Raw genomic sequence first — 19,418 nt, forward strand, 5'->3', positions numbered from 1 at the left:
TTGGATATGTAGAGCCGAGCCCGTGCTCGGCTGCTTTTCCGCCGGATGTTCCCGCGCCGGACGGATCAGCCGAGCAGGGGCCGGCTCTACAGAAGCGAATGCGTCCCCGGCTGCGCGCCGGGGCCCACCCGAGGTGGGATGGGCGGATGTTCGGTTTCGACCGGCATCCGCCCATTTTTTTTGCCCTCGCGCGGGTAGTGCCGGCCGCTGGCCGGTATCACCGCATCAGGCCACGACCAGCGTCACGTCGATGTTGCCGCGGGTGGCATTCGAGTACGGGCACACGATGTGCGCCTTCTGCACCAGCTCTTCCACCTGCTCGCGCGGCACGCCCGGCACGTTGATGGTCAGCTCGGCTTCGATGCCGAAGCCGGTCGGGATCTGGCCGATGCCGACCTTGCCGGTCACGGTGGTGTCGGCCGGCAGCGCGACCTTGGCCTGGCCGGCCACGAACTTCAGCGCGCCCAGGAAGCAGGCCGAATAGCCGGCGGCAAACAGCTGTTCCGGGTTGGTGCCCGGGCCACCGGCGCCGCCCAGCTCGCGCGGGGTCGACAGCTGGATGTCCAGCACGTTGTCGGAGGAGACGGAACGGCCTTCACGGCCGCCGGTGGAGGTGGCCTGGGCGGTGTACAGAACCTTTTCGATGGACATCGGGATGCTCCTGGTCGGTGGGTGGGTGGTGCGATGGAGACTACTTTGCCCGCTTTCCGCGTACGTTGGGTTGCAGAACGTACTAAAAAATTGATCGATCGTCCTGTCGGCCTAGATCGTCCACTCGCGGTCGGTGGTGAACATGATGGTCAACCAGCGGTCCGGCGAGGCCTCGCCCAGCGCGTCGCCGATCTCGTCGCGCAGCTGGTCCCATTCCACCAGCGGCCGCGGTGGGTCGTTTTCCGGCACCACGAAGAACAGCTCGATCTGCTCGCCTCGCCCCACCTGGGCCACGTAGCTGCGGTGCTCGACGAAGCCGTGCTTGGCGACGATGTCGCGCGCCACCGCATCCACGTGCGCCTGCAGCTCCGGCGGGGTGACCAGCAGGATGCCGGCCAGCGCCCGGCGCACGGTGCCGAGCGGGGCGATCATCACCAGCACGCAGACGAAGGCAAGGATGGCCGGGTCGATGTACGGCCCGACCCGGGCCCAGGACGTGCCCTGCACCAGCACGCCGCCGAGGAAGGCCAGCAGGTAGCAGGCCGACATGCTGGCCGCGATCACCCAGTTCTTCGCATCCAGTGCGATGAACTCCGAGCCGATGCGGCGGTTGGCGCGCAGGATGAACCATGCCAGTGCGCCTTCGCCGACGATGGACAGCCCGGCGAAGGCGATGGCCGGGCCCAGCGCAATGTGGCGGCCCCCGGACATCAGTGCATCTACCGCATTGACCAGCGCATACAGCGCCGCGCCGATCATCAGCGTGCCGCTCACCCCCAGCACGATCGGCTCCAGGTGCCAGAAGCCCATGGTGAAGCGCTGGTTGAGCCGCGATTGCAGCGCATCGGTCTGCGTGGACAGCGCAATCAGCCGCGCCACCAGCAGTGACAGCCAGGTCATCACCACGTCGATCAGGCCGTAGATGCCGTCGAAGATGATCAGCGAGGAATTGGCCAGCAGGCCGAACACCACTGCGGCGGCGGCCAGTAGCAGCGAGGCGGCGATCGACAGGCGCAGCACGCCTTGTTCGGTGGCGGGGTCGAAGAACTGCGGGCGATCAGTAGCCATGCCCCGATTGTAGAGCGGCGCCATGCCCCGCGGCCTTTCGCGGCCGGTCGCGCTACCTTCGTGCGGCCGCTTCCCGTAGACTGCGCCCCTCCCACGTACCGACGCCCGCCTGCAGTGATCACGCCACCCTGACCCTTGCCGCACATCGGCAGCCGGCCCGCCCGGCTCAGGAACCCGTGTCTTTCCACTGCAGCGCCGCGCGGCCACGCCCGCGTGCGCGCGGAGTTTTTCCATGCAAACGTCCTACCCCCTGCGCCAGCAATGGCTCGGCAACCTCCGTGGCGACCTGCTGTCCGGCATCGTCGTCGCCCTGGCCCTGATTCCCGAGGCCATCGCTTTCTCGCTCATCGCCGGCGTCGACCCCAAGGTCGGGCTGTACGCGGCGTTCTCCATTGCCGTCATCACCGCCATCGCCGGCGGCCGCCCCGGAATGATCTCCGCCGCCACCGGTGCGATGGCGCTGGTGATGGTCGACCTGGTCAAGGACCACGGCCTGCAGTACCTGTTCGCCGCCAGCATCCTGGCCGGCCTGCTGCAGGTGCTCGCGGGCGTGTTCAAGCTCGGCTCGCTGATGCGCTTCGTCTCGCGCTCGGTCATCACCGGCTTCGTCAACGCGCTGGCGATCCTGATCTTCCTCGCGCAGATGCCGGAACTGATTGGCCGCGGCCCTACGGTCTACGTGCTGTGCGCCGCCGCGCTGGCGATCATCTACCTGCTGCCGCGTATCACCCGCGCCGTACCCTCGCCGCTGGTCGCGATCGTGGTGCTCACCGCCGTGGTGATCGGCTTCGGCATCGACGTGCGCAGCGTCGGCGACATGGGCCAGCTGCCAGACAGCCTTCCACACTTCCTCATTCCCGATGTGCCGCTCACATGGGAAACGCTGCGCATCCTGTTGCCGGTGTCGGCCACGCTGGCCGTGGTCGGCCTGCTCGAATCGATGATGACCCTGCAGATTGTCGAGGACATCACCGAGACGCCCAGCGAACGCAACCGCGAATGCGTCGGCCAAGGCGTGGCGAACACGGTCACCGGCTTCCTCGGCGGCATGGCTGGCTGCGCGATGATCGGCCAGTCGGTGATCAACGTGACCTCTGGTGGCCGCGGCCGCCTGTCCTGCCTGGTGGCCGGCGTGTTCCTGCTGGTAATGGTGGTGTACGGCAGCGACCTGGTGCGGCAGATCCCGATGGCTGCGCTGGTGGCGGTGATGATCATGGTCAGCATCGGCACCTTCAGCTGGCGCTCGCTGCGCGACCTGCGCACGCATCCGCGCAGCTCGTCTGCGGTGATGCTGCTGACCGTGGTGGTCACCGTGGCTACCCACGATCTGGCCAAGGGCGTGCTCAGCGGTGTGCTGCTGTCGGCCCTGCTCTTCGCGCGCAAGGTGGGCCACATGCTGGATGTGCAGCGCGACGATGCCGGTGGCACGCAGGTCTACCGCGTGCGTGGGCAGGTGTTCTTTGCTTCAGCCGGCCAGCTGGGCGCGGCGTTTGATTACCAGCACGTGGCGCCAAAGGTGCAGATTGACCTGCGCGATGCCCACCTGTGGGATCTGACTGCCGTGGCCGCGCTGGAGCGGGCGCAGGAAAAGCTGGCCGCACACGGTGCGCAGGTGACGGTGGTGGGGCTCAATGCGGCCAGCCAGACGTTGATCGAGCAGGTGGGTGGCACACCTGGGGGGCATTGATTGCGTAGGGCATGCTGGTAGCGCCGGGCCATGCCCGGCGGGCGCAGCGGCAGCGATCAGCCGGTGCCAGCGGGTTGCTTGTCGGCTTGCACGATGAGATGCACCCCGAGCGCTGAGAGTACCCGTTGCACGGTGTCGAAGCGCGGGTGTGCTCCGGGACGCAGCGCCTTGTACAGGCTCTCGCGTCCAAGACCGGAGACCTCGGCAACGCCGCCCATGCCGCGGGCGCGCGCCACTGTTCCGAGTGCCTCCTGGAAGTGGCCCGCATCACCTGCTGCCAAGGCCTCGCTCAGATAGGTGGCGATTGCGACGTCATCATCCAGATAGTCTGCGGGATCGAAGGGAATCGTCTTCAGCTTGCTCATGGGGAGAGTCCTGGGAACGGCATGGAATCAAATGGCGGCTACAGCAACTCCGCGAGCCTGACCGCTTTTTCGACATCGCGACGCTGGCTCGACTTGTCGCCACCGTGCAGGAGCACGACGATGGATCTTCCGCGACGTGTGAAGTACACGCGATATCCTGGCCCATGGTTGATTCGCAGTTCGCTCACGCCATGACCCACTGATCGAACATCTCCCTCGAGACCGCGGGCGACGCGCTGCAGGCGTTCCACGATCACTGCTCGGGCGCCGCTGTCGTTGAGCCCGCGCACCCAGCGCGTGAACGTCTCTGTTGCCTGGAGGGTTGCCATCCATGAATCGTATCCAAAAGGATACACCGTTCAATTGGCATCTGCGTCAATGCGTGGCGTACTGCGCTGGACCAGCTGGTCGTATCCATGGAGAACGCGAACCCCAAGCTCCCCGAGGGCAGGAGGCGTCCGCCGCCGCCGCCCAGCCCGCCCCGGCCGCCGGCCGGAAACGGGCCCGCGCGGCTGACCGGGCGCATTCAGCCGGGCGGTGTAAACTATTGCTCTCACTGGCAATGCCAGTCTCCACGTCAACGCCCCCGATGACGTCCGCCACCGCCCGTTACGCCGATTCCCTGCGCCTGTCCGTTGCGCCCATGATGGATTGGATAGTGTGTTGGGGAATGTCTTTATGGTTCAGTTGCTTAGCCGGGGCCTTGCGTTGCATGTTGCAAGGATGCTGCGCAAGGTCGTCGAACCAGATTAAGCTTGGTCATCTGGAGGGCGCTTCGCACGGACTGCTACTTGCCAGCGTCTCGCGCGACTGAGAACCACACGCGCGGGGGGGCGCAAGCAATGCAGCAGATCGACTTCGACCTCGGAGTGCAATTCACGCTGGAGTCGCTTCTGGCCGAGCGTCTGGCACTGTTGGCGGGCGCAGGCCTGTCGATGGCTCCCCCGAGCAGCCTCCCCAGTGCAGCGGCAATAGCGGCAGAGGCAAAACGCAAGTACGACGCGATGCACGGAGCGGGGCTCGCCCCGCTGTCGCCGGACATCGAGCAGCAGGCCGAGTTCTTCTTTCAGCAGGGCAAGCTGGCGTCGGTCTATTTCCGAACCCTGATCGATCCGCACGTCTTTGCGGCGCCGCCCAATGATGGCCACTTCGCCGTGGCTGATCTGTTGCTGGTTCAAGGAATACAGACAGCGGTCACCACGAACGTAGACATGCTGATCGAAACGGCGGGCCAGCGCCTTTACGGACAAATCGGGACAGGTCTCGATCAGGCCGAAGTGGTCGTTCTCCCGCCGCATACCTCACCGTTGCTGAAGATCCACGGATGTCGACACAAGGATCATGACAACATGGTCTGGGCACCGGGACAGATCACGGCACCTCCTGTTGCTGATCGTATTGCTTCGAGCGCCCAATGGCTGATCCAGCGATTGGCAGACAGGGATCTTCTTATCGTCGGCTATTGGACAGACTGGGACTATCTCAATCAAGTTTTTGAAAGGGTCCTGGATCAAATTCGTCCGTCGAAGGTGATCGTCGTCGATCCCGCCGACGGTGCGAGCTTCCAGGCTAAGGCGCCAAACATGTATGCGCTGAGCGATGCTGTTCAGAACGGATTCTTACATGTCCGCGCTTCTGGAGCGGACTTTCTGGCGGCGTTGAGAAAGGCTTTCTCGAAAACTTTTATCAGGCAGCTGATCAGCTGTGGAGCGGATGAATTCCAGGACAGGACTGGGGCAGCGCCACCACAAGCCATCACGGAGCCGCCCGACATCGACAATGAGGCCCTGTGGCTCATGCGCCGAGATCTGGAGGGGCGAGCCCCGAACCAACCGGCTGCGATGCTCTCTCCGCCAATGGAATGCACGCTGGGGCTGACACTTTTGCAGCTCAGATCATCAGGTGCGACGGCGGATGGGCACTATTGGCTGCTGAACAACAAGCGCATCAGGGTGTTGCGGGCGTCTAATGAGTTGATCCACCGTGTCGAGGCCAAACACGCTCGGGAGATTGCTCCCACGGTTTCGCCCGACATCGTGATTGCGGTGGGTGCAGAGGCAGACTCATTGCCTTCCGATATCGTCCGCGCGGGCAGTGCGCCCACCATTGCACGTGGCACGGCCAGTCGTTGGCTGACGCGGTTACAAGCAAACGAGGAGTTGGGGCTGTGATCGAGATTCTCCAATCCAGTAGTGATCTGCTCAGGGAGGCCGGATACTCAACGGAGCGGACGGCTCTCGGCCAGCGCGAGGCTCTTGTCTTTGACGGCGATACCGTACTGGGATTTCTCTTCGCCTACGACAGCGCTGCCGATCTGATGAAGAACTGGCCAGCGGATTCCGACGCGGCCATATCCGCCTATCAGTTCGGGTTACGCAAATCCGGAACGAAAGCTTGGAATACCTATCTCATCCTATTGACGTCTGAGCCAGCGGATTATGCAAAGGCGGTATCGCTGGGTGCTATTGAGGAAGATCTTGGCGGGACTAGGAAAATCGCTAGAGCTGGAATCCAGGATGTCGCCGATCTGGGTGCTGCCCTGCTTCCACTCCTAGCACTGCAGAGCGCCCCGCGCCTTGAGGCGGTCGACATGCGGAAGGAAATCCGACAGCGTACAACCGAGTTGCCCGCTAGAGTAGTGGATGCGTTCCTTTCAGGCGCGGAAGAATCAGTGGTGATCCAAGTGCTGGAGGAATCGCCATGAAGCTTGCCTACATAGACCTGTGCGGCTTTCGTGGCTACCGGAAACGGATGCGGCTTGAGTTCGCTGAGGATTTCACGATACTTGACGGTCGTAATGGCGTCGGAAAGAGCACCATCTTTGATGCTGTGGAGTTCGCCCTAACGGGGCATCTAAGCAAGTATAAAGACGCCAAAGCTGACGGTGAGACCGTTGCGGATTACATCTGGTGGGCAGGAAACGGTCCTGCACCAGAAGCTCGGTATGTCGAAGCTGGTTTCTGTGACCACGAAGGCGTCATCTCCATCCGACGCACCGAGTTCGAATTCCCCGACGAGGCTGTGCTTGGGAAACTTGCGGCGAGGCTGTGCGACCTGAACCTGGCACCCCGTGATCCCATCTCGCAGCTATGCTCCACTTCGATTATCCGCGACGAGCATATCGCTGGCCTTAGTCTCGATCTCAAGGAAACCGATCGGTATGCGCTGCTCCGTGATGGCCTTGGTGCGAACGATTCGGACAGTTGGATAACAAGGGGGAGCCAACTTGTTTCTGCAGCCAAGAAGCGATCGCTAGCAGCTCAACAGGAAGAAGCTTCGCTCAACAACGAGCTGATGGCTGCGACGCGACGCGTAGATGAGGTCCGGGCCAGCATTGTTGGCGACAACATCCTGGCCGAAGCTGTTGAGCGCCTACGTGCTTTCGCAAAGTCCGAAGCCGCAGCGGACCAACTGGTTGGTCCGGTACGCCAGCAGATCGCTCATATCGGTGCGGAAATCCAGTCGCTACAAGAGCTCTTGTCGAGATGGACGGCTACACAGGCCGCTCGCGGACGTCTTCCGGAGCTGGGCAAGATCCGAGATGCCGCACTCGTCGAGGTCGATGCTGCGACGAAAACAGTTGAAGCATTGCGGCGAGACGAGAATCTTCCTTCGTCGTCGCACCTGGCGAAGCAGGCGCGCGATCTAATGGCACTGGCCAACCTCGGTCGCCACGTCGGGTTACAGGACGGTCATTGTCCACTGTGTGCCACCAGTCAGGACCACGCGCACTACGAGCAAGGCATCGCCACTGCCGAGGATCTCGCCAAGACGCTGGATCGGCAGGCGGCTGAGGAAGCCCAGCACGAGCAGGCGACGCGGGCGGCGGAAGTGCGTCTTGGTGCGGCCCGTCAGTCCATGGCTGCTGCCGAAGCCAGCTTCAATTCGGCCCGGCAAGTAATCCAAGACTTTGACTCGCTGCGCAAGGGCCGTGGCGTGGGAGACCATGAAACGTCGGAGCAGCTGAGTGCTCGCGCCGAGCAGCTTCGCGCGACATTGGAGCTTGCGCAACGCGATTTGCGCGTCCTAGAAACAGTGAGGTTGAACACGGAGCTGGAACATGCGAAGCGGGAGGAAGCTCGCGCCAAAGAGCGTCTAGCCGCAGCTCAGGAGCGCGCCGGGCGGGCGAGGAAGGCCGAGGCGACCGCGCAGGCACTCCACGATGCAGCACGTCGCGCAGCAGGAGAAACGTTGGATCGTCGCCTGGATCGAGTCCTACCGCTGATGTCGGAGCTCTATCGCCGCCTCCGTCCCCATCCCGTTTGGCGGGACATCGAGTACTCGATTCGCGGCGATGTCCGCAAGTTTCTCAAGCTCAAGGTGGGTGACGAACTCAATCCTCAGTTTCTTTTCTCGAGTGGCCAGCGCCGCGCGACAGGACTGGCCTTCTTGCTGTCGGTGAACCTGTCACTGGCGTGGAGTCGATGGCGCACGATCATGCTGGATGATCCCGTTCAACACGTCGACGACTTCCGCACTGTCCATCTCGCAGAGCTTGCGGCGCAGCTTGTGGCAGAAGGTCGCCAGATTGTCTGTGCCGTCGAAGATGCCGCTCTGGCTGAACTGCTCTGCCGCAGGCTGCCGGTAAGGAAATCGAGTGCAGCCAAACGGATAACGATGGGCCCAGATGAAAACGGCGATCTCACAGTTACGTCGGAAAAGATGCTGCAAATGTTGCCTAAGGGCACTCTTCTTGGTGGGAGAACCGCAATTTCGGCCAGCCACTCAGCACGAGAAGGATAACCGGCTCCTGTCGAGGGGCGCGATGCCGCAATTCTGTCGGAGTCTCATTTTCTGAGCCAGGCCTGGAGCATCTTGTTGCGATCGCCACTACCGAACGAGGCCGTATGAATTCCCCAGTGCCGTACAGGAATCGATTTGCACACTGGTACGCCTGCAATCAGCGTGATCCAGATGGTCGGCTGCGCGAGGAAGCTCTCAACCAGGCTATAGGCGCAGTCGAAGCAGGGGAGATCATCACGCTCGATGGCGTGAGATCACCGCTCTCGAAAAAAATTGCCGAACATCACGGCCTTGATCAGTTCGAGATGAACTTTAATTGGGTCTGCACGGCCCAGAGCTGGTCGTGCCCTTGCTGTTCGAGGACTAAGTTTCAGGTATCTAGGCCAGGCACCAAGGGGCAAATTCTGGCGAAGCTGGTTATCCATCACGACCACATGGGCGAAGCCCTGATGGCTGGATTCCTACAGGCCTTTCGCGATGAAGGTACGAACGAAGCCCAGGTGGAAGGTAATCGCCTGGTCAACCGCATCGGGAGTGCATTTGCGGCCTATGAGGAAGTGTTGGTATGCGAGGACTGCAACAATGCAGATGCCATAGCAAAGCGTGCAATTGGAAGTCCCACGTACTTCTCATTCTCCGTCAGCCAAATCCGAGGTTTCATCCAGTCAGGCGATCATCGCCCGCATGAGATCGACGTTGGCAAGGCCCGGCAGGCATGGGAATCAGCGAAGGCCGCATATGACCTCAGGATGCGCATAATCGGAGACGTAGCGCGTGCGGCTGCTACGAACAATCATTGGTTTGAACCCCACCCAAGCACGTCTTGCGCCGTTCCTGTCTTTGGAGATCGCGTTGGGTATCCGGGTGATTTCATTCTATCGGAGTGGCTATCGCCTGGACCACTTTCAGACGCCTTGGGCCGGAATACATCGGTTAGCAAGCCGAACCTCTCGCGTTGGCGAACCGAAGCGCCCTCAAAGCCCAAGGCCCTGCCCGTTAATTTCCTTGCAATCCTCTGCTCAGAAGAACATAAGGCCAAGTCATGGTCGGCGCTGCCTGATGACTGGTGCTGTCCGATTTGTGAGAGAAGCAAGCGGGAGACTGTCGAGGTCAGGTCTGGAGGAAAGCTTGGCTTCGACCACAAGGGTGGCCCGCGCAAAGGAGCATGGGCCTCTGCGCCAAGATTTTGCAATCACTGCTTCACTGTCTTCTCAGCACTTAAAAGGGAAGTGACACAGCTTCTCGAAGTGGACGCGCACGACACTCATGGGGCGGTCAGTCCGGCAGACATAAGGGCGATCATAGCGGCCAGGCCTAACTCGCCGCATGTAATCCAGATCGACAGGGCACGAGATTTGGTAGAGCGGGTGGTCGGAAAGCCGGTGGAGTCTGCGGCGGCTCGATAGCTGGGCGTTGCTTTGTATTGCTGCACGTGAAGACGGCGCCGTATGGCGCCGTCAAATCATCAGCGGGTGGCGAAGGTCAGCTTGCCGTGACGGTGTTCGGCGGATGGTATTTTTTTCCTGGCCATCTCAAGCCCTTTCTTCAAGACGTAGTTGGCCGCCCGACCAGCGCCGATCGTGGTTGAGCCCACAGCCTTGCCAATCACATTGTTGTTGGAGGTCAGTGGCCGTTTGGAATGGCCCGTGGTGAGCATCCGGCCAGCCCCTGCTCCCAATGATGCAAGTCGGCCGATGGCTCCGCTGGCGGTTGCTGCAGCACCACCGCCGAGTGCTGCGGCCACGGAACTCATCGAGAACATTACGCCAAGAACCACCGCTGCCATTACCGTTTGGCCTTTTCGGCGTGCAAGACGGCCTGTTTCTTCGGCTTGCGGACCACACCACGGACGCGCCTTGGCGTGGCCTCGGCTGCGATGCTGTGCTGCCTGCAGGCCGCAGCGAAGGCGACGCGCCAAACCTGCAGGTCGTCCCGCTTCGGGTTCAGACGCTGCCCGGTGAATCCGAGCGAGCGAACCGTCAGGTGGCAATGCGGATGGTCCGTGTCATCGTGCCGAACCAGCAGGTAGGAGTAGCGGTCGCCAAAGGTTCCCGGCCGAACTGGCGTGCAGCGTCCAGGAGCTTGTCTCGATCCGTCCCCGGCGGCATGGACAAGACGATGTTCACCGTATCCGTGTCGTCACTTGAGTGCCCTTGTTGCCAGCCCTGGTCAGTGTCAGCCAGAGAATCTGGCCTACCGAATCGACCCGGGTGCATCTCGTTCCATCGCTCCAGATAGGTGCGATTCGGATTAGGGCCGAGTTGGAAGGAAGGGCCCGACATCAGAAGCCTCGCTGGCTGAGTCGGTGATGGAGAAGGGGATCACGTTGGATCTCCTCCAGTGTCTGGATCATATCGGGGCTAGTTCATCGGTGGGCGAACTCGTGGTCCTTTTCTCCAGGCCAGAAGTCTGTTCTGCCGGCGATGTGTTGTGGGCATGCTCGGGTGGGTGTTTCATCACTGCAATGGCTCCTAGCGAATCACGTCTACAGGTCGTTTCCCTTCACATAGAGCAGCATGAAGTATTTGAGCTCTTTTAGGCGTTCCTTCCTTGATGGTAAAACCCAAAGGAAAGGGGCGATGAATGCACAGAAGAGAGCAAACCACGCCGCGGCTTGTATTGCTGCCTTAGGCTCCAATCCCTTCGTCCATGCGACAGCTGAGGCTGTCGCCACGCCCGATGCAAAGATCAAGAATTTCTTGGCTGTCTCATTGCGGTGGTTTTCCAGGTCGATCTTCGCGTCGATGAGATCGAAGAGGTTCTTGACATGATCTCGGGTTACAGAGGCATCGGTAAGCTTTTTCTTAAACATCAGGAATCTGCTCCCCCGGTGCCACTCCTTCTCTGGCGGGCCCAGAACGGTATTGGCATCGCCATACTCCGATCTGAAGACGCGGCCTTTCATTTCTTCAATGATCAGGAAGAGAAACAATTCTGCGGACAGAATTGCTGCCATCGATTGCCAGTCGTCCAGGTGATGATGTGCCACCCATGAGATCGCGGCAATGAACGCCAGCGCAGCAACGATGAAGCCAACACGCAACTTTATGCTCGAGAGGCGCCAGAGTTCCTTTGCATAGCTTCGCCGACTCGAGTGTTTAAAGAACGTTTCCCAGGTGATCTTCCATGTGTTCATTGCTAGCTCTCAGTCATCAAGCCTTGAGGTTACGTTGGGTTGATCTCATGGGCTGCGCCATAGGCCAGATCTGTCTCTCTGCCGAGATAGCTGCTAAGTACCTCAATATGTGGCCTCATCTTTGCATTTCTCGGGGGCTTTCAGCTGCGCGAGCGCGATTCCCTCTGTGGGGTATACCTGCAGAAAACGATCGCTCTCGCTGCACCATTTCGCGGCCGGCGGCGACAGCCACTCGATTAGCTCTATAATTTGGGCGTGATGCTTGCGGAGATCCCAGCCAAGGATCGGTTCGTGGTGCGCGATACGGTTACGTAGGACGCGGATTGGCGTGAGCGGCCCTGAGAAGCTTTTTCGCTTCAATCCTTTAGGCGCAGTTGGGTCGGCAATCCTGTGGAGGGTCTGTTGCCACAGGGTTTCGTAGTCCTTGTTGAACATCGCCGTCCAGAAGCTGAAAGTGAGGCTAGCGACCACACCACCCGCGGTCACGGGCTTCCCCCCCTGGACCAACTCCTCCATGGCCTTGGCAGCCTGCTCGGACTGGTGTGGAACAAGTAGGAGCGCTGCAGCTTCGCTATACCAATCCGCGCCCTTGGCCTCGGCGAGAACCGTGTGGATGCGATTGCGCAGCGCCACCTCCAGCGTCTGCAGGGGTGTGTACAGGCTTTCGGAAAGGCGGGTGTTCAGCCCATAGAGGGCGATAGCTTGGCCACGGTCGCCAGCCGCCCAGGTCAGGTAGCGGCTGAAGCGTTCTAGCGACAAGGCTTCCTCAAAATTCTCGTGGTTCATCCCTTCCTGAATGCCTCTTGCCGGCCACTTGCAAACCATCACCCCGTGGGGTAAGGTGCTTCCGTACACCCCGGTACCGTCTCTGCCCAAATGGGCACGCGGCCGGGGTAATTTTTTACTTGGACTTCGCCTTCAGCCCACCGGGCTTCTGGAGTTGGGACTTCAGCGCAGCGCGCTGCTGCTTCTCTTCCGTGAATTCGGGTTCCAGCGCCCTCACTTTCGCGACCAGTCCGTCCAAGTGGTAGATGTTGCTGTTCCAGTCGCCAGCGGCAGTTCGGCGAAGTTGACGCTTAACCAGTCCCGCCTTCTCGAGCGCCCGGATGTTGTTCTGAATGGTCTTCTCGGTGCAGCCGATACGTTGTGCCAAATCCTTCTTGGTGGGGAAGGGTTTGCGCGCCGGGTCAAACCAATAGTCGAGCAACTGGATGCAAATGTTCATCTGCATCGGGTTCAGGCCTATCCGGCGCTGACCTTGGATCAGAATAGAAGGGATGCCGGCATAGCCATGGCCGTAAACGGCTTTCCCCCAGATCTTCTCGGTGGACGAGGTTTTCTTGCCAGGCTTGGGGAACTCGATGACTTCGGCGTCGGACTTCTTGGTGGACATAGCGGTGGTCTCAAATGGATGACTGTGAAGGTACGACCGCCAAGCTCCTGCTTCAATGAGTCGGACTGGGGCGGGGTTAGGAAATTTAGATACCTACCCGCCTATACGTTGATTCCGATCGTTCCGCTATTCCGCTACATGGTCGACGGTTCTTCTGTGGTCATGCGATGGCCCCACCTGGGAATCTTAATTTCCCTACGGGTGGGGTAATAGATTTCCGTACCAAAATGGAGCGATGGGCCGGATTGGAGAGTGTCGGGTGGATTGGTTGGGGCTTTGGCGGGGCGTTCGTCGACATGCTCGGGTCGCAGGTGGGTGTACCGCTTCAAGGTCGTCCAGGACTCGTGCAGGGTGAACTGGGCGACTTCAGGGATGTCGTAGCCGCGCTCGAACAGGCGCGAGGTGGCCTCGTGGCGGAGGTCGTGGAAGTGCAGGTCCTGCAGGCCGCGGAGCCTGCAGGCACGGGTGAAGTTGGCGCCGATCGACTTGGGGTTGTAGGGGAACACGCGCGGATCGGGGATCTGCTTGCCGTCCGGACCCTCGATCATGAGCTTGGGCTGCCGGTCGATGATCTCCCAGGCCTCGGACAGCAGGCGGAAGGCGCGGCGATTGCCAATCTTCTTGCGCGGGTGCTTCACGTCGTCCAGCCAGGCGATGCCTTTCTCGCGATCCAGGTCGGCCCACTTGAGCAGGGTGATCTCTTCCTGGCGGCAGGCCGTAAGCAGGGCGAAGCGGATGATGTCGGCCATCGGAATCTCGGCGCGCGTGTCGCGCACGGCGAAGTGGTCGAGCAGGGTCTTTCCCTCGGCAGCAGTAACGCGGCGCTGCCGCAGTTCGTGCGCAGCGTCCTTTAGCAACGGCAGGTCGATCGGCAGGCCTAGTGAGGCGCGGGCGGAACGCAGCACTTGGCGCAGCCAGATCAGGTCATTGCCGGCCGTGGCCGGGCCGGCGCCAGCGGGCCGGAGATCTTCGACGTGGCCGATGTAATCGGCGGTGGTCAAACGCAGGACGTTCCTCTTGGCTATCTCGTAGCTCGCCAGGCGCTTGAGGGCGGCTTCCTTCGTCCGTCCCCAGGGCGTCAGTTCCTTGATCTCCTTCCCGTACCACTCCAGCAGCTCAGCAAGGGTGGAGCCCTTGCCCAGCGGCTCGCGACGGGCCCGCTGCTGGTCCAGCTCGGCTTCCCGGCGTCGCATCCATTCGGTGGCCAGTTGGCGACGATCGAATGTCTCCGACTCGGAGTGGATGCACTTGCCCTGCCGGTGGATGCGGATTTGGGCGGTGTAACCTAATGATCCGTCTTTGCGACGGCGGCTGACAATGGTACCCATGCGGGCGATGCTACATGAGCATCGGCGTAGCAACCAGCGTAGCAATATGAGCCCGAAAACTGCCGAAATTGACCGATCATGAGCGCAACTGAGCAACAGGAAAAACAGGGTAACTCATTGGATTTGCCAGAAAAATCGCGCTATGAGGCTTCCCTGTGGCTTTCCGTCGCCCCCATGATGGATTGGACCGATCGCCATTGCCGGGTCTTCCATCGCGTGCTCGCCCCAGGTGCGCGGCTATACACCGAAATGGTGCACGCCAACGCGGTCATCCACGGCGACCGCGAGCGCCTGCTCGGCTTCGACCGCAGCGAACAGCCGCTGGCGTTGCAGCTGGGCGGCAGCGATCCGGCCCTGCTGGGGCAGGCTGCGCGCATTGCCGCCGAGTGGGGATACGACGAGGTCAACCTCAACTGCGGCTGCCCGTCCGACCGCGTGCAGGCCGGGCGTTTCGGCGCTTGCCTGATGCGCGAGCCGGTGCTGGTGGCCGAGTGCGTGGCGGCGATGGTCGATGCGGTCGACATCCCGGTGACGGTGAAATGCCGCCTGGGCGTGGACGAAGACAACGATTACGACGTGTTCGCCGCCTTCGTCGACCGCCAGGTCGCCGCCGGTGCCGCAATGGTGGTGGTGCATGCGCGCAACGCGTGGCTGAAGGGCCTGTCGCCGAAGGAGAACCGCGAGGTTCCGCCGCTGAAGTACGACTGGGCCTACCGCCTCAAGCAGGAGCGCCCGGCACTGCCGGTGGTGATCAACGGCGGCCTGGCCAGCATCGAGGCGGTGCAGGCGCAGGCCGCGCACGTCGATGGCGTGATGCTGGGCCGCGCGGCCTACCACGACCCCTACCTGCTGCATCAGCTGGAGGCGCTGCACACCGGCGCCCCGCTGCAGGCCCGTGGTGACCTGTTGCGTGCGCTGCGCCCCTACATCGAGACGCGTCTGGGCGAAGGCCTGGCACTGAAGCACATCACCCGCCACCTGCTCGGCCTGTTCCACGGCCAGCCCGGCGGCCGCGCATTCCGTCAGGTGTTGAGCGAAGGCGCACACCGCCCGGGCGCGGATTGGCGCTTGGTCGAGCAGGCGCTGGCCACAACCGAGCGCGACGCCGATCGCGTCGTTGTGTGATTCTCGTCACATTCCTGACTTGACAAGGCAGGGCCGGTTGGTTCCGAATGTTCACTTAGATGAACAATACTGCGCAGCAACCGGAAAAGTTCAGACCGGATTCACTGCCTCAAACCAAGAATTTGCAAAGGAATTGTAAAGGCCGGGTCCCGCACCCGGCTTCCGGATTTACGACTTTTGAACGAATCGCCGTGCTCGGCTAGGATCGCATCGATGTCTTCCGCTCCCTTCCATCGCCGCATTGCCCTGGCCACCTGCGTGGCGCTGTCGGCTGTGCCGCTGTCGTCGGCGCTTGCGCAGCAGCCGCCGCGCGGCGACCAGGGGCGGGCGGAGATGATGGAGCGGGGCGAGCGCGGTGGCCGTGGCGACGAGCGCTCGCTGTCCGATGCCGTGCGCCGCGTGCAGCGCACCACCGGCGGCCACATCCTCGGCGCCGAGCGTGTGCCGTTCGATGGGCGTGACATCAACCGGGTGAAGTACATGGACGACCGGGGCCGTGTCCGCTACATGGACGACCCCGCCCCGTCGCGTTCACAGCCGCGCACGCCGCGGTCGGATATGTCATCACTACGCGGCGATAACCCCTGAACAGGGATAGTTGTCGCTATCAACCCGTACCCCACAGGCCTCCGGGCCACACCCAGGACACTAGGGAGAGTTCATGCGTATCCTTCTGGTCGAAGACGAAGCCCCGCTGCGTGAGACCCTGGCAGCCCGGCTCAAGCGCGAAGGCTTTGCCGTCGATGCTGCGCAGGACGGCGAGGAAGGCCTCTACATGGGGCGTGAAGTTCCGTTCGATGTCGGCATCATCGACCTCGGCCTGCCCAAGATGTCGGGCATGGAGCTGATCAAGGCCCTGCGCGACGAAGGCAAGAAGTTCCCGGTGCTGATCCTGACCGCGCGTTCGAGCTGGCAGGACAAGGTCGAGGGCCTGAAGCAGGGTGCCGACGATTACCTGGTCAAGCCATTCCACGTCGAAGAGCTGCTTGCCCGCGTCAACGCGTTGCTGCGCCGCGCCGCCGGCTGGAGCAAGCCGACGCTGGAATGCGGTCCCGTTGCACTGGATCTCGCCGCCCAGACCGTCAGCGTCTCTGGCAGCAATGTGGACCTGACCAGCTACGAGTACAAGGTGCTGGAGTACCTGATGATGCACGCCGGTGAACTGGTCTCCAAGGCCGACCTCACCGAGCACATCTACCAGCAGGATTTCGACCGCGATTCGAACGTGCTGGAAGTGTTCATCGGCCGCCTGCGCAAGAAGCTGGACCCGGATGGCGAACTGAAGCCGATCGAGACCGTGCGCGGCCGCGGCTACCGTTTCGCGATTCCGCGCAACGAGGGCTGAGCCGGCTCAGCCTGGCGAAACCATGATGTCCGGCCGTCTGTGGTTCTTCCGACGCTGGCGGCCGCGCTCGCTGCAGGCGCGCCAGATGCTTGCCGCGTCCGTGGGCCTGGTCGCGTTTCTGGCCCTGGCCGGTTACGCACTCGACGCCGCCTTCGCCGATACGGCGAAGGCGAACCTGCGTGAGCGCCTGAAGAACTACGCCACCGCCTACGCGGCCGGCATCGACTTCACCCGCGACCGCTCGCTGTACATCCGCGAGCAGCCGCCGGATTCGCGCTTCGACGTGCCGGGCAGTGGCCTGTACCTGCAGGTGGTGATGCCGCACGGCAAGGGCAATTCGATGTCCGCCGAAGGCCCGATGCTGCCCACCGTCGGCGGCGGCCTGCTGGCACCGCGCCAGGAAGTGTTCGAAGGCCCGCTGCCGATGATCCAGATCGACGGCAGCCAGGGCTCGGTGTACCGCTATGGCCTGGGCCTGGTGTGGGACGCCGACGCCGACCCGGCCACCGAATTCCCCTACACCATCTACGTGATGGAAGACTCGCGCGCGCTGGGCGCGCAGCTGCGCGTGTTCCGTGGCCGGGTCTGGTTCTACCTGGGTGGCATCGGCCTGATCCTGCTGCTGCTGCAGACCGTCATCCTGCAGTGGAGCCTGCGGCCGCTGCGTCGCGTGATCACCGAGCTGACCAAGGTGCAGCGCGGCGAAACCGAGCGCATGAGCGAGCGCCACCCGCGCGAGCTGGAGCCGCTGACCGACAGCATCAACGCCTTCATTGAAAGCGAGCGCGAGAACCTCGAGCGCCAGCGCAATACCCTGGCCGACCTGGCGCACAGCCTGAAGACGCCCATCGCCGTGCTGCGCACGCAGATGGACAGCGGTGCCGGCGATGGCGCCCTGCGCGAGGAGCTGGACGTGCAGCTGCAGCGCATGAACAACCTGGTCTCCTACCAGCTGGCACGTGCTGCATCGTCGGGCCACAAGCTGTTCTCCGCGCCGCTGCCGATCGAATCCAACGCCGAGGAGATCGTGCGCGGCCTGGAAAAGGTCTATGCCTCCAAGGGCGTGCTGTGCGAATTCGACATCGACCCGGCCGCGCGCTTCCACGGCGAACCGGGCGACCTGCAGGAACTGCTCGGCAACCTGCTGGAAAACGCCTTCAAGTGGGCCAACCGCCGCGTGCTGCTGACCGCGCAGCCGCTGCCGGCACCGAACGCGCGCCGCGCTGGCCTGCTGCTGGCGGTGGACGACGATGGCCCGGGCATTGCCCCGGACGACATCGGCAAGGTGCTGCAGCGTGGCGTGCGTGGCGACGAGCGCGTGCAGGGCCACGGCATCGGCCTGTCGATCGTGCAGGACCTGATCAAGGATTACCGCGGCGAACTGGCCGTCGGCCGTTCCAGCGAACTGGGCGGCGCCCGTTTCGAAGTGCGCTTGCCGCCGGGGCCGTAAGCCCCGCAAACGGTAGTGCCGGCCGCTGGCGGCACCCTCATGATCTCCGGTGGCATTGCCAAGGTGCCGGCCAGCGGCCGGCACTACCGTGTTTCGATCGTCGGCGGCTCGCCATAGAACCGCCGCAGCTGCGCGGCCACCTCCGGCAACGCCTGCTGCAGCAGATCCGGTGCCGAGAAGTGATACTCGCTGGTCACCGCGAAGAATTCTTCCGGCGCTTCGGCCGCATACGGATCGATCAGCGTTTCTTCGCCCGCATCCACCTGCGCGCAGAACGCATCGTAGGCGCGCTGGAAGATGGCCGCCCACTCACGCTGCCATTCGCGCGGCAGCGGCGGCGTGCCGTCCATCGCGCCATCCAGTGCATCCAGCTTGTGCACCATCTCGTGCACCGCCACGCAGTAGCCCTCGTGCGGCGTCGCCAGGTCGGCCTGCACATCGGCCCACGACAGGATCAGCGGACCGCTGTCCCACGATTCGCCAATCAGTTCGTCATCCCACTCATGCAGTACGCCGGCCGCATCCATGTGGCTGCGATGTACGCGGAATGCATCGGGGTAGACGATCAGCTGCGACCAGCCTTCCAGACCCACCTCGCCGAACTCCAGCAGCGGCAGGCAGCACAGCGCCGCCAGCAGCACGCCATCGCCGGCCTCCAGCTGCAGCTCGCCGATCGGCGTGATGGTCTTCTCGTGCAGGAAGCGCGTGGCCAGCACGCGCAGGCGTGCGCGGCGTTCGTCGTCCAGACCGCGCAGCCAGGCCGCACGGCGGCAGGCCTCATTCCACAGTACATCGTCGATAGGCCGCGGCGCAGGTCGCAGCCACTGCAGCAACGACTTGATCAGCGGAACATTCCCGGCAGGTAGCTGTGCCACTTCGGTGCGCGGATGCGCTGCAGCACGTCGTCGTCGCTGCCACCGCCGCCCGTGCTTGTGTTGGCTGCCGGGCGGACCGGTGCCGGCTTGGTGGTGGCGGCCGAAGCGGTCGCGGTCGGTGCACGCTGCGAGGCGGCATCGCCGTTGGAGGACACGCAGGCGCCGCGGCTGTCGTCCAGCGCTGCCGTCGCAGACGCCGCGAAGGGCATCGTCAGCAGGATCAGGCAATGGGCATAGCGGCGCATTGACGAC

The 19,418-nt window shown here is 62.7% G+C and carries 20 protein-coding genes and 1 pseudogene; 9 read left to right on the forward strand and 12 right to left on the reverse strand.

Going from position 1 to position 19,418, the window contains the following annotated elements:
• Positions 1–225: 225 nt before the first annotated feature.
• A complete protein-coding gene (locus O0J15_RS04560) occupies positions 226–651 on the reverse strand; it encodes an organic hydroperoxide resistance protein (protein ID WP_005411948.1) in 426 nt (141 codons plus the stop codon).
• Between the two features lie 111 nt (positions 652–762).
• Entirely contained in the window at positions 763–1,743 is a 981-nt protein-coding gene (locus O0J15_RS04565; protein ID WP_155028811.1) for a cation diffusion facilitator family transporter, read from the reverse strand.
• A gap of 208 nt (positions 1,744–1,951) precedes the next feature.
• On the opposite strand from O0J15_RS04565, the gene O0J15_RS04570 reads away from it, so the two are divergent.
• A complete protein-coding gene (locus O0J15_RS04570) occupies positions 1,952–3,406 on the forward strand; it encodes a SulP family inorganic anion transporter (protein WP_308305157.1) in 1,455 nt (484 codons plus the stop codon).
• 56 nt (positions 3,407–3,462) lie between these two features.
• Here the strand turns inward: O0J15_RS04570 and O0J15_RS04575 are convergent, their stop codons facing one another.
• Both O0J15_RS04575 and O0J15_RS04580 read right to left on the reverse strand, forming a co-directional pair.
• Positions 3,463–3,771, reverse strand: a complete 309-nt coding sequence (locus O0J15_RS04575; protein WP_263469270.1) for an addiction module antidote protein — start codon at positions 3,769–3,771, stop codon at positions 3,463–3,465.
• Positions 3,772–3,809: 38 nt separating this feature from the next.
• The gene (locus O0J15_RS04580; RefSeq protein ID WP_308305158.1) at positions 3,810–4,100 is read right to left on the reverse strand and encodes a type II toxin-antitoxin system RelE/ParE family toxin; all 291 of its coding nucleotides are present in this window, start codon (positions 4,098–4,100) and stop codon (positions 3,810–3,812) included.
• A 513-nt stretch (positions 4,101–4,613) separates the two neighbouring features.
• On the opposite strand from O0J15_RS04580, the gene O0J15_RS04585 reads away from it, so the two are divergent.
• From O0J15_RS04585 to O0J15_RS04600, 4 genes are all read left to right on the forward strand, one after another.
• Positions 4,614–5,942, forward strand: a complete 1,329-nt coding sequence (locus O0J15_RS04585; protein WP_308305159.1) for an SIR2 family protein — start codon at positions 4,614–4,616, stop codon at positions 5,940–5,942.
• A complete protein-coding gene (locus O0J15_RS04590) occupies positions 5,939–6,475 on the forward strand; it encodes a hypothetical protein (RefSeq protein WP_308305160.1) in 537 nt (178 codons plus the stop codon). Before O0J15_RS04585 ends, O0J15_RS04590 begins: the two co-directional genes overlap by 4 nt.
• Positions 6,472–8,514: an AAA family ATPase gene (locus O0J15_RS04595; protein ID WP_308305161.1), complete on the forward strand. Its 2,043-nt coding sequence runs from the start codon at positions 6,472–6,474 to the stop codon at positions 8,512–8,514. Before O0J15_RS04590 ends, O0J15_RS04595 begins: the two co-directional genes overlap by 4 nt.
• A gap of 104 nt (positions 8,515–8,618) precedes the next feature.
• Positions 8,619–9,920: a hypothetical protein gene (locus O0J15_RS04600; protein ID WP_308305162.1), complete on the forward strand. Its 1,302-nt coding sequence runs from the start codon at positions 8,619–8,621 to the stop codon at positions 9,918–9,920.
• Positions 9,921–9,979: 59 nt separating this feature from the next.
• Here the strand turns inward: O0J15_RS04600 and O0J15_RS04605 are convergent, their stop codons facing one another.
• From O0J15_RS04605 to O0J15_RS04625, 6 genes and pseudogenes are all read right to left on the reverse strand, one after another.
• Positions 9,980–10,276 (reverse strand): hypothetical protein, encoded by a 297-nt coding sequence (locus tag O0J15_RS04605; protein WP_308305163.1) that lies wholly within the window; start codon positions 10,274–10,276, stop codon positions 9,980–9,982.
• 23 nt (positions 10,277–10,299) lie between these two features.
• Positions 10,300–10,548 (reverse strand): annotated as a pseudogene (locus O0J15_RS21910) (relaxase/mobilization nuclease domain-containing protein); the annotation flags it as partial.
• 451 nt (positions 10,549–10,999) lie between these two features.
• Positions 11,000–11,650 carry a hypothetical protein gene (locus O0J15_RS04610; RefSeq protein WP_308305164.1) on the reverse strand — a complete coding sequence of 217 codons (651 nt, stop codon included), beginning with the start codon at positions 11,648–11,650 and terminating at the stop codon, positions 11,000–11,002.
• 102 nt (positions 11,651–11,752) lie between these two features.
• Positions 11,753–12,436 (reverse strand): Abi family protein, encoded by a 684-nt coding sequence (locus O0J15_RS04615; RefSeq protein WP_308305165.1) that lies wholly within the window; start codon positions 12,434–12,436, stop codon positions 11,753–11,755.
• Positions 12,437–12,551: 115 nt separating this feature from the next.
• Positions 12,552–13,043, reverse strand: a complete 492-nt coding sequence (locus tag O0J15_RS04620) for a helix-turn-helix domain-containing protein (protein ID WP_308305166.1) — start codon at positions 13,041–13,043, stop codon at positions 12,552–12,554.
• A 134-nt stretch (positions 13,044–13,177) separates the two neighbouring features.
• On the reverse strand, positions 13,178–14,371 hold the full coding sequence (locus O0J15_RS04625; protein WP_308305167.1) for a site-specific integrase: 1,194 nt from the start codon (positions 14,369–14,371) through the stop codon (positions 13,178–13,180).
• Positions 14,372–14,449: 78 nt separating this feature from the next.
• Here O0J15_RS04625 and dusA point away from each other — a divergent pair, with 78 nt between their 5' ends.
• The 4 genes from dusA (at position 14,450) to O0J15_RS04645 (ending at position 18,291) form a co-directional block, all read left to right on the forward strand.
• Positions 14,450–15,496, forward strand: coding sequence for a tRNA dihydrouridine(20/20a) synthase DusA (gene dusA / locus O0J15_RS04630; RefSeq protein ID WP_308305168.1), 1,047 nt, complete (start codon positions 14,450–14,452; stop codon positions 15,494–15,496).
• Positions 15,497–15,709: 213 nt separating this feature from the next.
• Complete coding sequence (locus O0J15_RS04635) at positions 15,710–16,084, forward strand: hypothetical protein (protein ID WP_058979781.1); 375 nt, start codon at positions 15,710–15,712, stop codon at positions 16,082–16,084.
• A gap of 73 nt (positions 16,085–16,157) precedes the next feature.
• Positions 16,158–16,841 carry a response regulator transcription factor gene (locus tag O0J15_RS04640; protein WP_053520384.1) on the forward strand — a complete coding sequence of 228 codons (684 nt, stop codon included), beginning with the start codon at positions 16,158–16,160 and terminating at the stop codon, positions 16,839–16,841.
• Between the two features lie 25 nt (positions 16,842–16,866).
• Positions 16,867–18,291, forward strand: a complete 1,425-nt coding sequence (locus O0J15_RS04645; RefSeq protein ID WP_032953760.1) for a sensor histidine kinase — start codon at positions 16,867–16,869, stop codon at positions 18,289–18,291.
• An 83-nt stretch (positions 18,292–18,374) separates the two neighbouring features.
• On the opposite strand, the gene O0J15_RS04650 is transcribed toward O0J15_RS04645, so the two are convergent.
• Together O0J15_RS04650 and O0J15_RS04655 are read right to left on the reverse strand one after the other, a co-directional pair.
• Positions 18,375–19,166, reverse strand: coding sequence for a zinc-dependent peptidase (locus O0J15_RS04650; RefSeq protein WP_167692750.1), 792 nt, complete (start codon positions 19,164–19,166; stop codon positions 18,375–18,377).
• Positions 19,133–19,411: a hypothetical protein gene (locus O0J15_RS04655; protein ID WP_005411956.1), complete on the reverse strand. Its 279-nt coding sequence runs from the start codon at positions 19,409–19,411 to the stop codon at positions 19,133–19,135. Before O0J15_RS04655 ends, O0J15_RS04650 begins: the two co-directional genes overlap by 34 nt.
• Between the last annotated feature and the right edge of the window lie 7 nt (positions 19,412–19,418).

The sequence above is a fragment of the Stenotrophomonas sp. Sm10 genome (genome assembly GCF_030985515.1).
GTDB classification, from domain to species: Bacteria; Pseudomonadota; Gammaproteobacteria; order Xanthomonadales; family Xanthomonadaceae; genus Stenotrophomonas; species Stenotrophomonas hibiscicola.

Excerpts from the sequence above, each read along its gene's own strand:
- O0J15_RS04570 (WP_308305157.1), top strand. The coding sequence starts at position 1,952 with ATGCAAACGTCCTACCCCCTGCGCCAGCAATGGCTCGGCAACCTCCGT.
- O0J15_RS04610 (WP_308305164.1), bottom strand. The coding sequence starts at position 11,650 with ATGAACACATGGAAGATCACCTGGGAAACGTTCTTTAAACACTCGAGT.
- O0J15_RS04565 (WP_155028811.1), bottom strand. The coding sequence starts at position 1,743 with ATGGCGCCGCTCTACAATCGGGGCATGGCTACTGATCGCCCGCAGTTC.
- O0J15_RS04625 (WP_308305167.1), bottom strand. The coding sequence starts at position 14,371 with ATGGGTACCATTGTCAGCCGCCGTCGCAAAGACGGATCATTAGGTTAC.
- O0J15_RS04655 (WP_005411956.1), bottom strand. The coding sequence starts at position 19,411 with ATGCGCCGCTATGCCCATTGCCTGATCCTGCTGACGATGCCCTTCGCG.
- dusA (WP_308305168.1), top strand. The coding sequence starts at position 14,450 with ATGAGCGCAACTGAGCAACAGGAAAAACAGGGTAACTCATTGGATTTG.
- O0J15_RS04560 (WP_005411948.1), bottom strand. The coding sequence starts at position 651 with ATGTCCATCGAAAAGGTTCTGTACACCGCCCAGGCCACCTCCACCGGC.
- O0J15_RS04595 (WP_308305161.1), top strand. The coding sequence starts at position 6,472 with ATGAAGCTTGCCTACATAGACCTGTGCGGCTTTCGTGGCTACCGGAAA.
- O0J15_RS04620 (WP_308305166.1), bottom strand. The coding sequence starts at position 13,043 with ATGTCCACCAAGAAGTCCGACGCCGAAGTCATCGAGTTCCCCAAGCCT.
- O0J15_RS04600 (WP_308305162.1), top strand. The coding sequence starts at position 8,619 with ATGAATTCCCCAGTGCCGTACAGGAATCGATTTGCACACTGGTACGCC.
- O0J15_RS04645 (WP_032953760.1), top strand. The coding sequence starts at position 16,867 with ATGTCCGGCCGTCTGTGGTTCTTCCGACGCTGGCGGCCGCGCTCGCTG.
- O0J15_RS04580 (WP_308305158.1), bottom strand. The coding sequence starts at position 4,100 with ATGGCAACCCTCCAGGCAACAGAGACGTTCACGCGCTGGGTGCGCGGG.
- O0J15_RS04605 (WP_308305163.1), bottom strand. The coding sequence starts at position 10,276 with ATGTTCTCGATGAGTTCCGTGGCCGCAGCACTCGGCGGTGGTGCTGCA.
- O0J15_RS04615 (WP_308305165.1), bottom strand. The coding sequence starts at position 12,436 with ATGAACCACGAGAATTTTGAGGAAGCCTTGTCGCTAGAACGCTTCAGC.
- O0J15_RS04585 (WP_308305159.1), top strand. The coding sequence starts at position 4,614 with ATGCAGCAGATCGACTTCGACCTCGGAGTGCAATTCACGCTGGAGTCG.
- O0J15_RS04635 (WP_058979781.1), top strand. The coding sequence starts at position 15,710 with ATGTCTTCCGCTCCCTTCCATCGCCGCATTGCCCTGGCCACCTGCGTG.
- O0J15_RS04640 (WP_053520384.1), top strand. The coding sequence starts at position 16,158 with ATGCGTATCCTTCTGGTCGAAGACGAAGCCCCGCTGCGTGAGACCCTG.
- O0J15_RS04575 (WP_263469270.1), bottom strand. The coding sequence starts at position 3,771 with ATGAGCAAGCTGAAGACGATTCCCTTCGATCCCGCAGACTATCTGGAT.